Annotated in this window: 10 protein-coding genes; 3 read left to right on the top strand and 7 right to left on the bottom strand. The window is 66.9% G+C overall.

The features are described 5' to 3' along the window. Positions 1-10 precede the first annotated feature (10 nt). From BVH06_RS20340 to BVH06_RS20330, 3 genes are read left to right on the top strand one after another with little or no spacing between them, the layout of a single operon-like run. Positions 11-3,151: an efflux RND transporter permease subunit gene (locus BVH06_RS20340; protein ID WP_075935297.1), complete on the top strand. Its 3,141-nt coding sequence runs from the start codon at positions 11-13 to the stop codon at positions 3,149-3,151. Next, on the top strand, positions 3,148-4,605 hold the full coding sequence (locus BVH06_RS20335) for an efflux transporter outer membrane subunit (RefSeq protein ID WP_218189503.1): 1,458 nt from the start codon (positions 3,148-3,150) through the stop codon (positions 4,603-4,605). The genes BVH06_RS20340 and BVH06_RS20335 overlap by 4 nt, the downstream gene beginning before the upstream one ends. Before the next feature lie 2 nt (positions 4,606-4,607). Further along, positions 4,608-6,116, top strand: a complete 1,509-nt coding sequence (locus BVH06_RS20330) for an MFS transporter (RefSeq protein WP_075931656.1) — start codon at positions 4,608-4,610, stop codon at positions 6,114-6,116. 439 nt (positions 6,117-6,555) lie between these two features. Here BVH06_RS20330 and BVH06_RS20325 read toward each other — a convergent pair whose 3' ends face one another. The 7 genes from BVH06_RS20325 to BVH06_RS20295 form a co-directional block, all read right to left on the bottom strand. Next, entirely contained in the window at positions 6,556-8,166 is a 1,611-nt protein-coding gene (locus BVH06_RS20325) for a gamma-glutamyltransferase family protein (protein WP_075935295.1), read from the bottom strand. After that, positions 8,160-8,957: an amino acid ABC transporter ATP-binding protein gene (locus BVH06_RS20320; RefSeq protein WP_075935294.1), complete on the bottom strand. Its 798-nt coding sequence runs from the start codon at positions 8,955-8,957 to the stop codon at positions 8,160-8,162. The genes BVH06_RS20325 and BVH06_RS20320 overlap by 7 nt, the downstream gene beginning before the upstream one ends. Before the next feature lies 1 nt (position 8,958). Continuing rightward, entirely contained in the window at positions 8,959-9,729 is a 771-nt protein-coding gene (locus BVH06_RS20315) for an amino acid ABC transporter permease (RefSeq protein ID WP_075935293.1), read from the bottom strand. A gap of 11 nt (positions 9,730-9,740) precedes the next feature. Continuing rightward, positions 9,741-10,547: an ABC transporter substrate-binding protein gene (locus BVH06_RS20310; protein ID WP_075935292.1), complete on the bottom strand. Its 807-nt coding sequence runs from the start codon at positions 10,545-10,547 to the stop codon at positions 9,741-9,743. A gap of 78 nt (positions 10,548-10,625) precedes the next feature. After that, complete coding sequence (locus BVH06_RS20305; protein ID WP_075935291.1) at positions 10,626-11,294, bottom strand: GntR family transcriptional regulator; 669 nt, start codon at positions 11,292-11,294, stop codon at positions 10,626-10,628. Positions 11,295-11,573: 279 nt separating this feature from the next. Continuing rightward, positions 11,574-13,013 (bottom strand): amidase, encoded by a 1,440-nt coding sequence (locus BVH06_RS20300; protein ID WP_075935290.1) that lies wholly within the window; start codon positions 13,011-13,013, stop codon positions 11,574-11,576. A gap of 56 nt (positions 13,014-13,069) precedes the next feature. Further along, the gene (locus tag BVH06_RS20295) at positions 13,070-14,311 is read right to left on the bottom strand and encodes an MFS transporter (RefSeq protein WP_075935289.1); all 1,242 of its coding nucleotides are present in this window, start codon (positions 14,309-14,311) and stop codon (positions 13,070-13,072) included. Positions 14,312-14,320 lie beyond the last annotated feature (9 nt).

Here is a 14,320-nt window from a genome sequence, read left to right as displayed (position 1 = left end):
AGAATTTCCCATGCCGCAATTCTTCATCAATCGCCCGGTGTTCGCCTGGGTGATCGCCCTGTTCATCGTGCTGGCCGGCGTCATCGCCATCCCGCAGTTGCCGATTGCCCGTTATCCGTCGGTGGCGCCGCCCTCGGTAACGTTGTACGCCAGCTACCCGGGCGCCACACCGCAGACCCTCGATGATTCGGTGGTCAGTCTGGTCGAGCGCGAGCTGTCCGGCGTCAAGAACCTGTTGTACTTCGAATCCTCGGTGGATACCTCGGGTACTGCGCAGATCACCGCCACCTTCAAGCCGGGCACTGACCCCGAGCTGGCTCAGGTAGACGTACAGAACCGCATCAAGGCGGTCGAGCCGCGCCTGCCCCAAGTGGTGCGCCAGAGCGGCCTGCAGGTGGAGTCCGCGGCGTCGGGCTTTCTGATGATGATCGGCATGACTTCACCGGATGGCCAGTTCGACGAGGTGGCGCTCAACGACTACCTGGCGCGCAACGTGGTGCCCGAACTGCGCCGCATCGACGGCGTTGGCCGCGTGCAGCTGTTCGGCGCCGAGCAGGCGCTGCGCATCTGGGTCGACCCCAACAAGCTGACCGCTTTCGGCCTGACCATGGGCGATCTGGCCCAGGCCATCGAGGGGCAGAACGCGCAGATCGCCCCGGGTCGGATCGGTGACGAGCCGGCGCTGCCGGGCCAGCGGCTGACCGTGCCGCTGACGGTGCAGGGCCAGTTGGAGACTCCGGAGCAGTTCGCCGCCGTGGTTCTGCGCGCCACCACTGATGGCGCGCGGGTGACCATTGGCGATGTGGCCCGGGTCGAACTCGGCGCGCAGTCCTACGGCTTTTCCAATCGCGAGAATGGTGTGTCGGCGACCAGCGCCGCGATCCAGCTGTCGCCCGGTGCCAACGCGGTGCGCACCGCGCAAGGAGTGCGCGATCGGCTGGCCGAACTGGCGGCAAGTATGCCCAGTGGCATGAGCTATTCGGTGCCGTTCGATACCGCGCCGTTCGTGAAGGTGTCCATCGAGAAAGTCGTCTACACCCTGCTCGAGGCCATGGTGCTGGTGTTTCTGGTTATGTTCCTGTTCCTGCAGAACATGCGCTACACGCTGATCCCGGCTATCGTCGCACCCATCGCGCTGCTCGGCACCTTTGCGGTGATGTTGCTGGCAGGCTTTTCGATCAACTCGCTGACCATGTTCGGCATGGTGCTGGCCATCGGCATCATCGTCGATGACGCCATCGTGGTGGTCGAGAACGTCGAGCGGCTGATGGCCACCCGTGGCCTGTCGCCGCGCGAGGCGACCCTGCAGGCGATGAAGGAAATCACCGGTGCGGTGATCGGCATCACCCTGGTGCTCACCGCGGTATTCATCCCCATGGCGTTCGGCAGCGGCTCGGTGGGGGTGATCTACCAGCAGTTCACCCTGTCGATGGCGGTGTCGATCCTGTTCTCGGCCTTTCTGGCGCTGACCCTGACACCGGCGCTATGCGCCACGCTGCTGCGCCCGGTAGGCGCCGGTCACCATGAGAAACGCGGTTTTTTCGGCGCCTTCAACCGTGGCTTCGAGCGCCTGACCGAGCGTTACACCAGTCGCATCACGCGGCTGGTCGGGCGTAGTGGGCGGATGATGGCGGTATTCGCACTGCTCTGCGGGGTACTGGCCATCGCTGCTCAGCAGTTGCCGTCGTCCTTTCTGCCCGAGGAGGATCAGGGCTATTTCATGACTTCCATCCAACTGCCGACGGGGGCCACCAGCGAGCGAACCCTGGATGTGGTCAAGCGCTTCGAGGCCCATGTGGCCACGCGCCCGGCCCTGGACGCCAATATGGTGGTGCAGGGCTTCAGCTTCTCGGGTTCCGGCCCCAATGCAGCGATGGCCTTCACCATGCTCAAGGACTGGGACCAGCGCAATGGTGCCACCGCCGCCGAGGAGGCCGAGCTGGCCCAGGCGGCCATGGCCGACGGCGTCGAGGGCACGGTGATGAGCCTGATGCCGCCGGCCATCGACGAACTGGGTACCTCCTCGGGCTTCACCCTGTTCCTGCAGGATCGCGGCAACCGCGGTGAAGCCGAGCTGTTGGCGGCCCAGGCGCAGCTGCTGGAGCTGGCCGGGCAGGGCAAGATCGTCAGTGATGTGTATCCCGATGGCCTGCCGCCAGGCGAGAGCATTCGCCTGAACATCGATCGCCAGAAGGCCGAGGCCATGGGCCTTTCGTTCTCGGCGGTGAGCAGCACGCTGTCCGCGGCCATGGGTTCGCTGTACGTCAACGACTTTCCCAATGCCGGGCGCATGCAGCAGGTGATCTTGCAGGCCGACGCCCCAGCACGCATGCAGCTCGACGATGTGCTCAATCTGCGCGTGCGCAACACCAGCGGCGGCATGGTGCCGCTGCGCGAAGTGGTGACGCCGGTGTGGAGCGAGTCACCGCAGCAGATGATGCGCTTCCAGGGCTTCCCGGCGGTACGCATCTCCGGCGGCGCGGCCCCCGGCGTTTCCAGCGGCGCGGCGATGGCTGAGATGGAGCGCCTGGTCGTTCAGTTGCCGCAAGGCTATGCGGTGGCCTGGACCGGCCAGTCGCTGCAGGAGCGCCAGTCGGCGGCTCAGGCACCGATGCTCATGGTGCTCTCGGGGTTGGTGGTGTTTCTGGTGCTGGCGGCGCTGTACGAGAGCTGGTCGATCCCGCTGTCGGTGATGCTGGTGGTGCCTCTCGGTCTGCTCGGCGCGGTGGCTGCGGTGATGCTACGGGGCTTGCCAAACGACGTGTTCTTCAAGGTGGGGATGATCACCATCATCGGCCTGTCGGCGAAGAACGCCATCCTGATCGTCGAGTTCGCCCGCCAACTGCACGCCGAGGGGCGCTCGCTGGTGGATGCCGCGGTGACCGCCGCGCGCCTGCGCCTGCGGCCGATCCTGATGACCTCGCTGGCCTTCACGCTGGGTGTGGTGCCGTTGATGCTCGCCGCCGGCGCCAGCGCCGAAACCCAGCACGCCATCGGCACCGGGGTATTCGGCGGCATGCTCAGCGGCACCTTGCTGGCGGTGTTCTTCGTGCCGTCGTTTTTCGTGTTCGTGATGGGGCTGCAGGAACGCGTCCTGGGTTGGCGCGCACGGCGTGCCGCCGATGTACAGCAGCCTGGTGAGGAAAAATGAGCATGCGTTGGTTGGTGATGATCGTTTTGCTCGGCAGCCTGTCGGCCTGTTCGATGACGCCCAAGCTGGAACGCCCGGCGCCACCGGTGCCGGCCCGCTTTGCGGAGGTCGGTGCCACGCAAGGCAGCATGGTGCCCGCTCATGAGATGGGCTGGCGCATGATGTTCGCCGACCCGCAGTTGCAACGGCTGATCGAGTTGGCCCTGGCGCACAATCGCGATCTGCGCCTGGCGGCGTTGAACGTCGATGCCACGCGGTCGATGTTCAATATCCAGCAGTCCACGCGCTTGCCGTCGGTGTCGCTGGATGCCAGCCACACTCGTGAACGGTCACTGGCGCAGGACAACAGCGGTGAATCGCGCCGAGAGGTGAGCAACCAGGTGGCGGTGAACGTTGGCGTAAGCGCATTCGAGCTGGATCTGTTCGGCCGCGTGCGCTCACTGTCCGATGCGGCGTTGGCCCGTTACCTGGCCAGCGAGCAGGGCCGCGACGCGGCGCACATTGCCCTGATCGGGGCGGTTGCCGACGCCTACTTCGCCCGCCAGCTGGCCGACGAGCAACGCCTGTTGGCCGAGCGCACCCTCAAGGATTGGCAGCAGTCCCTGAAGCTCGCGCGTCTGCTGCAGGACGCCAAGCAGAACGGTGGCCTGGATGTCGCCCAGGCCGAAGGCCAGGTGGCCAGTGCCGAGGCCGATCTGCAGGCGCGTCAGCGGGCGTCCGCCCTGGCGGGTAATGCGCTGCAGTTGCTGGTTGGCGAGGCACTGCCCGCTGACCTGCCGGCCGCTCGTGTGCTCGAACGGCAGCCGCTGGTGGCGCCTTTGCCGGCTGGCCTGCGTGCGGACATGCTGCTGCTGCGCCCGGACATTCGCCAGGCCGAACAGACCCTCAGCGCCGCCAATGCCGATATCGGCGCAGCGCGGGCTGCGTTCTTTCCCCAGGTGTCGCTGACCGCCTCGTTCGGTTATGCCAGCACCTCGCTGGGCAGCCTGTTCGACCCGAGCCGCCAGGTGTGGCGCTTCACCCCGCAGATCTCCCAGCCATTGTTCCAGGCCGGGCGACTGCGCGCCGAGCTGCGCCTGGCAGAGGTGCGTAAATCCGAGGCGGTGGTTCAGTACGAGCGCGCCATCCAGATCGCCTTTCGCGAAGTGGCCGACGCACTGGCCGGCGTGGCCACCCTGGACGGGCAGATCGAGGCGCAGACCCGCGTGGTGGCAAGTGCACAACGCCGCGTGGCACTCTCGGCGCTGCGTTACGGGGCTGGGGTCGACGGCCGGCTGGAACTGCTCGATGCTCAACGCCAGCTCTACGGCGCCCAGCAGACATTGCTGGAACTGCGCCGTGATGCAGTCGTCAACAGCGTGGCCCTTTACAAGGCGCTCGGCGGTGGGTTGCGCGAGCGCACCATCATCACGGCGGCCAGCGGCACCGCCGACCCTGCTCATCGAGAACCCTAGTCATGTGGCGTGCCGTACCTACCCGTTGGTTGATCCTCGTCGCGGTGATGCTGGCCTTCATGCCGATCGTCATCGACATGACCATCCTGCACATCGCGGTGCCGTCGCTGACCCAGGCGCTCGGCGCTTCGAGCACCGAGATCCTGTGGATCATCGATATCTACCCACTGCTGATGGCCGGCTTGCTGGTGCCAATGGGCACCCTGGCCGACCGGATGGGCAACCGTCGCATCCTGCTGTGCGGCCTCTGCGTGTTCGGGCTGGCCTCGCTGCTGGCCGCGTTCGCGCCCACGCCGGCCCTGCTGATCGGCGCTCGGGTGCTGCTGGCGCTCGGCGGTGCGATGATCATGCCCTGCGTGCTGGGGATCATCCGCCGTACCTTCGAGGACGAGCGCGAACGAGCCATGGCCCTTGGCTTGTGGGGCACCGTCGGCGCCGCTGGGGCGGCAGTCGGCCCACTGATCGGTGGCGCGCTGCTCGAACATTTCTGGTGGGGCTCGGTGTTCCTGATCAACGTGCCGGTGATGGCGGTGGTGATTCCGGTGGCCTTCGCGTTGCTACCGCGCGTCGAGCAAACCACGCCGGGCAGGTGGGCCATCGGTCAGGCGCTGATCCTGATCGCCGGCATCATCGCCGTGGTCTACGGGATCAAGGCCGGCGTCGGCGGCACCCAGGCGCTGCCAATCGCGCTGTTGGTACTGATCGTGGGCCTGGCGTTGCTGGCGTTGTTCGCTCGCCAGCAACTGCGCTCGGCCGAGCCGATGCTCGACCTTTCGCTGTTCGCGCGGCCGGTGCTGCTGGCCGGGTTGATCATGGCGGTGGTCGCCATCGGTGCCCTGGCTGGCGTGGAGCTGACCCTGGCGATGGAGCTGCAGTACGTGCTTGACAAGTCGCCGCTGCAGGCGGGCATTTTCATGATTCCGATCATGACCGCGGCGGCGGTCGGTGGTCCGCTGGCCGGCTACCTGTCCAATCGTTTTGGCCTGCGCCTGGTGGCCAGCCTGTCGCTGGCGGCTTCCGCCGGAGCGCTGGGCTACGTGGCCTTCGCCGATTTGCATGAGCCGGGCCTGGGCGTACCGCTCATGCTCGCCGTGCTGGGGCTGGCACTGAGCATCGGCCTGACCGCTTCTTCGATCGCCATCATGGGCGCGGTGGAGGCCAGCAAGGGCGGCGCCGCGGGCGCTCTGGAGGCGACCGCCTACGAGTTGGGCACCGGGCTGGGAATCACTTTCTTTGGGGTGTTCATGGCCAGCGTTTACGGCCACACCATCGCCTTGCCGGCGCAGCTGGCGGCGCCGCTGGCCGAGCGGGCAGCACGCTCGATCGGTGACAGCTACCTGGTGGCAGCCGAGTTGCCGGCCGAGCAGGGCAGTGCGGTGATCGCGGCGGCCAAGGCGGCGTTCTCCAGTACCCATTCGGTGTTGCTGTGCACCGCGGCCGTGGTGGTCGGTGTGTTGGCCATTGTGGTGTTCAGGTTGTTCAGCGCGCAGCGCGGGCAAAGCGTCCACTAGCCTCTTTAGGAAAAGTATCTGCGCTGCGAGTCGTTTTATTCAGACCTGAAGGGCTGTTCGCGATCCTCTTGGGCGACATGAAAGAGGCTGCTGCAAGGCAGAAGCGGCAACTCAAACCAACCTGTGGGAGCCCCGACCTCGGGGCGAGACGATTGCAGCCTGACCGCCTATCGGCGGTGCCTGAGCGATTCGCCGCGAGGTCGCGGCTCCCACAATGGATCGGATAACGGCCGCTCCCGCCACTTTGCAGCCACGTAGGGTGGATGACGCTCTTTTCATCCACCGTTGCGATCACGAAGCGGTGGACGGATGAAGCGTCGTCCACCCTACAAATGTCCGCTCCCGCCACTTTGCAGTCAAAGCGCCAAGTCCGAGCCTCGTGAACAGATTCTAAAAAGCGGGCCGCCATTGCGGCGGCCCGGCTCTTTGGCGAGCGGCGTCACCACACCGCGATATGCGAGTCCGCGCGGGGCTCGGTGCCGCCACACAATACGCCGGTTTGCGGGTCTCGCACGATGATCTGCCCGCGGCCGTAATCGGTGGAGTCGCAGGCCACGCTGACGTCGTGACCCAGGCGCGCCAGGGCGGCGGCCAGGTCGCGCGAGGCGGCCTGTTCGATGCCGACCTTCCTGTCGCCCATCCACTGCCAACGCGGTGCGTCGAGCGCCGCTTGCGGGTTGAGGCCGAAATCGACCAGGTTCATCACCATCTGTACATGGCCCTGGGGCTGCATGTAGCCGCCCATCACGCCGAACGGCGCGACCGCGTGGCCGTCCTTGCTGAGGAACCCGGGGATGATGGTGTGGAAGGTCTTCTTGCCGGCGGCCAGGGCATTGGCATGGTTAGCGTCCAGGCTGAATTCCTGCCCACGGTTCTGCAGGGAAATACCCGTGTCCGGCACCACCACGCCGGAGCCGAAACCGTGGTAGTTGCTCTGGATGAACGACACCATGTTGCCTTCGCCATCGGCAGTGGCCAGGTACACGGTGCCGCTGGCGTGCGGGTCGCCGGCTTGCGGTTGCAAGGCGCGCTCGCCGATCAGCTCGCGGCGGCGCTCGGTGTAGCCGGGGCTGAGCAGATCGGCCACGGCGACGCGCATGTGCTCGGGGTCGGTGATGTGGTGCAGGCCGTCGCTGTAGGCCAGCTTCAGCGCTTCGATCTGACGGTGCCAGGTCTGCAGGCTGTCGCGGTGATCGAATTCGAAGCCTTGAAGAATCTGCAGGGTCATCAGGGCGACCAGACCCTGGCCGCTCGGCGGGATTTCCCACACGTCGTAGCCGCGGTAGTTGATGCCGATGGGCTCGACCCAGCGCGGCTTGTAGGCCTGCAGGTCAGCCAGGCGCAGGTAGCCGCCGGCGGCGCGCGAGGCCTGGTCGATACGCTCGGCGATCGCGCCGCGGTAGAAACTCTCGCACTCGCTGTCGGCCAGTGCCTGCAGGGTGCGCGCCTGGGCCGGGTTGCGGAACAACTCACCGGCTTGCGGCGCGCGGCCATCGATCACAAAGGTGTCGAACCAGCCTTGCAGCGCCGGCTCACGATGGACGGAAAATTCGTCGAGGGCGACCTGCCACTGGTGGGCGACCACCGGCGACAGCGGAAAGCCATCGGCGGCCAGGCTGATCGCCGGCGCCAGCAATTCGGCGAACGGCAGCCGGCCGAAGCGCCGCGACAGTTCGGCCCAGGCCGAGGGGCAGCCGGGCACGGTGACCGGCGTCCAGCCGTAGGTGGGCATCTGTGCGTGGCCGGCGGCCTGCACGGCGTCGATGTTCAGCGCGGCGGGGGCGTGGCCGCTGGCGTCCAGGCCATGCAACTGGCCCTTGACCCAGACCAGGGCGAAGGCGTCGCCGCCGATGCCGCAGCCGGTGGGTTCGACCACCGTCAGGGCGGCGGCGGTGGCAATGGCTGCATCGATGGCGTTGCCGCCACGGCGCATGATGTCGATGCCGGCCTCGGCGGCCAGGGGTTGCGAAGCCGCGACCATGCCGCGCCGGGCGAACACGCTCTGGCGCTGCGAGGCATAGGGATAGCGGTGTGCGGAAAAACTCAGCATGCGGTTACCTCCGGCAATACGCGACTCAGGAATGCCCGCGTACGCGGGTGGCTGGGTGCGCTGAAAATCTGTTCGGGCGGGCCCTGTTCGATCAGTTCACCCTGGTCGAGTACTACCACGCGATCGGCCACTTCCCGGGCGAAGCCCATCTCGTGGGTGACCACCACCATGGTCATGCCCTGTTCGGCCAATTGTTTCATCACCTGCAGCACTTCGCCGACGGTTTCCGGGTCCAGGGCGCTGGTCGGCTCGTCGAACAGCATGGCCTGGGGCTTCATAGCCAGGGCGCGAGCGATGGCCACGCGCTGTTGCTGGCCACCGGAAAGCATCGACGGATAGTGGTCTGCCTTGTCGGCCAGACCGACCTGCTTGAGCAACTGGCGGGCGTGCTCGAGGGCCTGCGCCTTGCTGATGCCGAGCACCTGGATCGGCGCTTCGATGATGTTCTGCAGGGCGGTCATGTGCGGGAACAGGTTGAAGCGCTGGAACACCATGCCGATGCTGCGGCGCTGGCGGGCGATGTTGCGCTCGCTATCGCGCACCAGCGAGCCGTCAGGGCGCTCGCGGTAGCCCATGGGCTGACCGTTGACGCGGATGCGCCCGCTCTCGATCTCCTCGAGCAGGTTGATGCAGCGGATGAAGGTGGTTTTACCCGAGCCCGAGGCGCCGATCAGCACCACCACTTCGCCACGCTTGACCTGCAGCGACACGCCCTTGAGGATCTGCAGGTCGCCGTAGGCCTTGTGAATGTCCAGCGCTTCGATGACCAGGTCCTGATTGCTGCTGTGCATCTCAACGCCCCCTCAACAGTTTTGCCGTGTAGCTGCCGAACAGCCGCCTGGACGCCGTGGCCGGGCGCCGGTCGGCCTGCCCGAAGCGCCGTTCCAGCCAGCTCTGGAAGAAACCCCAGAGGGTGGTCAGCAACAGGAAGTAGATCGCCACCACCAGATACAACTCGAATACCCGGAAGGTCGCCGAGGTGATCATCTGAGTGCTGAGCAGCAGCTCCTGCACGCCGATCACGCTGACCAGGGTGGTGTTCTTGAGCATCACGTTGAACTCGTTGCCCAGCGGCGGCACGATGATGCGAAAGGCCTGGGGCAGCACGATGCGGCGCATCAGCTTGCCGAAGGTCATGCCCAGCGAGCGGCCGGCCTCGTATTGACCCTTGTCCACCGCGGCGATGCCGGCGCGCATGATCTCGGCCATGTAGGCGCCTTCGTTGAGGCCAAGGGCGATGATCGCAGCCTGCAGGTTGCCCGGAATCACCACCCAGCCCAGATCCAGGTCCTCGAAGCGGAAGATGCCGCCCGCCGCCAGCGCCGTGTACAGAAAAACGATCTGCACCAACAGCGGCGTGCCGCGCATCAGCCACACGTAGAAGCGCACCGGCGCCTGCAGCAGCGGGTTGCTGGAAAGGCGCATCAGCGCCGCGATCAGGCCCAGCACGCAGCCCAGCGCCATGGACAGCACGGCGATCACGCAGGTCAGCCACAGCGCGCGCAGATACACGTCGCTGGGCTGCAGCAGGTACTGCCAGAAGATGTCCCAGTTGAAGTTCATCGCCCCGGCCCTCAGTCCAGCTTGTCGCTGGCGACGTGCCATTTGGCGAGCAGCGCGGTGTAGCTGCCGTCGGCGCGCATGTCGTCGATGATATGCTGCACGGCGGCGGATAGCTGCTGGTCATCCTTGCGCACGCCGATGCCGGTGAGGATGCGACCGAACGCCGGCACGCCTTCCTGGAACAGGTCCGGCGCCATGGCTGCGTAGTAGCCGGCGGTTTCCACCGTGGTGCCGTAGGCATCGACCTGATTGATGCGCAGCGCCTGGAAGGCGTCGGTGTCGGCGTTGTAGACCACCAGCTTCATCGGCGCTTTGCCGGCGTCTGCCAGCTTGGCGTTCTCGGCGTCGAGCAGGGTCTTGATGGTCGAGCCGTTGAGCACGGCGATCTTTTTGCCGGACAGGTCATCGAGGGCCTGGATGCTCTTGGGGTTGCCCTTGGGCACGACGACCGACTGACTGGAGTACATGTAGTTGACGATGTCGATCACCTCGCGGCGTTCGGGCTTGTCGAACAACTGGTCGACGATCAGGTCGCACTGGCTGGCGAGCAGCGCCGGCACCAGCCCGGAGAACGGGGTGACGCGCCAGGACACCTGCTTGTCGCCCAGGCGCTTGGCGATTTCCATGCCCAGGTCGATGGCCAGGCCGGTCGGCTTCTGCGCGGCATCGAAGGACACCAGTGGCGGCGAGTCCATACCCGAGCAGTAGGTCAGCTTGCTGACATCCTTGAGGCGGTCCGGAACGGCGGGGGCGGCCGAGGCCAGCGAAGCGGCCAGACCCAGGGAAACGACGGCGACGAGAGAGCATGGAAGGCGCATGGTGGTACTCCGTTTGCTGTGATCGAAAGGGCAGCAGTGAAGTGGAATCAGAGGCGACCGTCGGCGGTCGTCCGGTTGTTATTGTTCGGTTTGCAGGAACAGCGTCAGGGCCGGCAAGGTGCCCTCGATGTGCTCGCGAATCACCCGTTCGGCCAGGTCGGCGTCACGGGTGCGCAGGGCGGCCAGGATTTGTGCGTGCTCTTCGCGGCCGCTGAGCGGTTTCTCGCCGTGTTCGAGCCACAGGCGCATCGGCGCCTCGATCAGCGAGTAGAGCGCGACGATCTGCTTCATCAGCCGCGGGCGCTCGCTGATGCTGCACAGGTATTCGTGGAAGATGCGGTGGCGCACCACCCACTGGGCGGTGTCGTCGCGGCACTCGTCCATGTCGTCGAGCAGCCGCTCCAACAAGGTCAGATGGCGCTCGGTCACCTTGCTCGCCGCGACGCGAATCGCCAGGCCCTCGAGGGCGCTGCGCATTTCGAAGACTTCGCGCATCTCCTCGATGTCCAGGCCGCTGACCACCGCCCCGCGATTGGGGCGCAAGGTCACCAGGCCCTGGGCATCGAGGCGGCGGAAAGCTTCGCGCACGGGCATGCGGCTGGTGCCGATTTCGGCGGCGATGTCCTCGGCCACCAGGCGGTCGCCCTTGCGGTAACGCCCGGCACAAATCTCCGCGAGCAGAAAGTTGTAGGCCTCTTCCTCGGCGGTCACGGGTTGGCGCTGGGCGTAGAGTGGGGCGGTGAGCATGTTGGCCATCCTGAATAAATGTATCCAATTATCCGTTTAGCCAATTTTGCAAAGAGCGGGCCAGTATTCGGTACTGGGATTTTTGGGAGGTTTAACAGGATGTTAGCGACGCGGCGCCGCAGCGCCTTGCTCATGGCCAAGCGGCGAATGTCACCGAATGAAGCAGAGGCGCCGCGTGCTGCGCCCTTGTTGGGCGTTTTGGTGGCAGAGGTGCAGCGCCCGTGAACCAGACGCTGGGTGAGATGACGCGGGCAGCGGCGTGGCCGAGCCCGCGTTCGGTCAGCGCCGCCTGGCGTTCACCGGCGGCACGCGCCCGGCCCAGGGTTGCGCCTGTTCCAGTTGGGCCGCCAAAGCCAGCAGGGTGCCTTCCTCGGCGAAGCGTGCGGCGAAGTGCGAGCCCAGCGGCAGGCCGTCGGCGGTCCAGTACAGCGGCACCGACATCGCCGGCTGGCCGCTGGCGTTGAACAGCGCGGTAAAAGGCGAGTAGCTGTGGAAGCGCTCGATAAGTGCCGCCAGGTCGAGGCTGTCGTCGAACGGATCCAGGGTGCCGATCAACGGCGGTTCGCGGGTCAGCGTCGGGGTGAGGATCAGGTCGTAGTCGGTGAGGAAGGCGGCCAGGCGCCGGCCCAGCATATGGATGCTGGCCACTGCATCGGCATAACGCGCACCGCTGGTATCGCCCTTTTCGCGCAGGATGACCCGCGTACGTGGCTCCAGCTCCGCATCGCTCACCGCTGCGCCGCGCATTTCGCCGAGCAGCGTTACGTAGCTGCTGGTGCTGGCGCCGATGATGTCGAACACCTGATCGAGAAAGGCCAGGGCATCGACCGGCAGCGTCGCGTGCTCGACGCGGTGACCGAGGGATTCGCACAGCCGGGCAGTGTGGCGCACCGCCGCCAGGGCTTCGGGGCCGCTGCTCCAGGGCGCCAGATGCTCGACCAGGGCGATGCGCAGCGGACGTGGCGGGCGACGCAGGCTGTCGACGAAAGGCTCGTGCTGCCAGGGCGCGGCGTAGGGCGCGCCGAGGTCGGCGCCGGCGGTGATGTCCAGCAGCGCGGCACTGTCACGTACCGATAGGGTGATCGCATGGGCGGTGCCCATGCCAGCCCAGCCTTCGCCGGTCAGCGGCCCACTGGGCATGCGCCCGCGGCTTGGTTTGAGGCCGAACACCCCGCAACAGGAGGCCGGCACGCGTAGCGAGCCGCCGCCATCGTTACCGTGGGCGAAGGGCACCACGCGGGCAGCGACCAACGCCGCGGCTCCGCCGCTTGAGCCGCCAGCGCTGCGCGCGGTATCCCAGGGGTTGCGGGTGGCGCCGAAACGGGTCGATTCGGTGGTGTAGGAGGTGCCGAATTCCGGCGCGGTGGTGGTGCCGATGAACTGGCAGCCGGCCTCACGAAGCCGGCTGACCACGGCGTCGTCCAGCGCCATGCGGGCTTCGCCGAGGGCCAGCGAACCATTGCTCATGCGTGCGCCGTCGAGCGGCGCGAACAGGTCCTTGATCAGCGTTGGTACACCGCGAAACGGGCCATGGCCGAGCTTCGCCTGGCGGGCGCTGTCGTAGAGTTTTTCGGCCACCGCGTTGAGCTGCGGCTCGACCTGTTCCAGGCGCGTGATGCTCGCTTCCAGCAACTCGCCGGGGCTGACCTCGCCTTTGTCGACCAGGCCGGCCAGGCCGGTGGCGTCGTAGTGATCCATCAGGGTGTGAATGTCGCTCATGGCAAACCTCGGCTAGTGGGTAACGCCCGCTGGCAGGCCAGCGGGGCAAAGGGAATTCAGAGATGGGCGGCGAGGGGCGCCGCGCGTGGGCCGACCAGTGCGGCGACCAGCCAGATGGCCGCGCAGGCCAGGCTCGCGGCGGCCAGCCAGCCGATGGCGCCGCGCAGGTCGTAACCCAGTGACATCAGGGTGGCGACCGCCAACGGGCTGGCGAACTGGCCGATGTACAGGCAGCCGGTGAAGCCGCCCAGGCCGCGGCCGCGGGTGGTGGCGCTCAGGGCGTTCATCACCGGGGCCATGGCGTTGGGCACCAGGAGGCCGACGCCGAGGCCGTGGACGACCACCGCGATCAGCATGTCCTGGTAGCTGCCGGCGTGGATCAGCAGCCACAGACCGGTGGCCATCAGACCCAGCAGCAGGGCATTGCAACCGGGGATGCCGAGGGCGCGGCGCAGCAGCGGCCAGGCTATCGAGCCGCCGAGGCTGGACAGCAGGCCCAGGCCGGCGCAGGCGCCGATCATCGTGCTGGAGGTGATGCCCATGCTGGCCAGCAGCAGGGGCGACTGCACCGGCACCACCACGGCCAGCACCATGCCGCCGAGAATCAGCAGGTAGCCGACCACCAGCCGCGGGATGGACACCGGTGTGTCGTTCGTCTCGAGGCTGCTCGCCACCCGCACTGGCGGCTCCCAGAGCACGCGCAGCATCGCCGGGATCAGCAGCAGCGGCAGCAGGTACAGGTAGAACGGCAGCCGCCAGGACTGCTCGCCCAGGGCGCCGCCGATCACGAAGCACAGCGAGCCGACCAGGCCGATGGCAACCACCTGCAGGTTGACCAGGCGCATGCGGTCCTCGCCCTGCCAGTAGTCGGCGATCAGCGCGGCGCAGCAGGTCATGATCGCCGCCTCGGCGCAGCCGAACAACAGTCGCGCGCCGACGATATGGCTGAGGTCATCGAGCAGCGCCGGCAGCACGCCGAGTAGCGCGTACATCAGCGTGGCGATGACCAGCAGCGCCTTGCGGCCCACGCGGTCGGCGATCCAGCCGGCCAGGGGGGCGAACAGCGCAATTGCCAGGGCCGGCCCGGTGATGGCCAACGGCACCAGCACATCGGCGCGCGGCTCCAGCGGGCCGAATTCGGCGCCGAGCTTGGGCAGGATGGGCGCGACCATCACCGAGCCCATGATGGTCAGGCTGCTGCCCAGTACCAGCACCAGCCCTTCGCGGCGGGTCACGGCCTGGCGCGTGCCGCCTTGGGATGAGACGGCCTGGGATGACACGGAAGATTCGATCGTCATGGCGGCCAC

Origin of the sequence: Pseudomonas sp. PA27(2017) (assembly GCF_001945445.1) — a bacterium.
Lineage (GTDB): Bacteria > Pseudomonadota > Gammaproteobacteria > Pseudomonadales > Pseudomonadaceae > Aquipseudomonas.
This window is presented reverse-complemented; position numbering and strand designations above follow the sequence as displayed.

Bases quoted from the DNA above. Each gene is read 5' to 3' on its own strand.
- BVH06_RS20330 (WP_075931656.1), top strand. From the start codon at position 4,608: ATGTGGCGTGCCGTACCTACCCGTTGGTTGATCCTCGTCGCGGTGATG.
- BVH06_RS20315 (WP_075935293.1), bottom strand. From the start codon at position 9,729: ATGAACTTCAACTGGGACATCTTCTGGCAGTACCTGCTGCAGCCCAGC.
- BVH06_RS20325 (WP_075935295.1), bottom strand. From the start codon at position 8,166: ATGCTGAGTTTTTCCGCACACCGCTATCCCTATGCCTCGCAGCGCCAG.
- BVH06_RS20305 (WP_075935291.1), bottom strand. From the start codon at position 11,294: ATGCTCACCGCCCCACTCTACGCCCAGCGCCAACCCGTGACCGCCGAG.
- BVH06_RS20300 (WP_075935290.1), bottom strand. From the start codon at position 13,013: ATGAGCGACATTCACACCCTGATGGATCACTACGACGCCACCGGCCTG.
- BVH06_RS20340 (WP_075935297.1), top strand. From the start codon at position 11: ATGCCGCAATTCTTCATCAATCGCCCGGTGTTCGCCTGGGTGATCGCC.
- BVH06_RS20320 (WP_075935294.1), bottom strand. From the start codon at position 8,957: ATGCACAGCAGCAATCAGGACCTGGTCATCGAAGCGCTGGACATTCAC.
- BVH06_RS20335 (WP_218189503.1), top strand. From the start codon at position 3,148: ATGAGCATGCGTTGGTTGGTGATGATCGTTTTGCTCGGCAGCCTGTCG.
- BVH06_RS20295 (WP_075935289.1), bottom strand. From the start codon at position 14,311: ATGACGATCGAATCTTCCGTGTCATCCCAGGCCGTCTCATCCCAAGGC.
- BVH06_RS20310 (WP_075935292.1), bottom strand. From the start codon at position 10,547: ATGCGCCTTCCATGCTCTCTCGTCGCCGTCGTTTCCCTGGGTCTGGCC.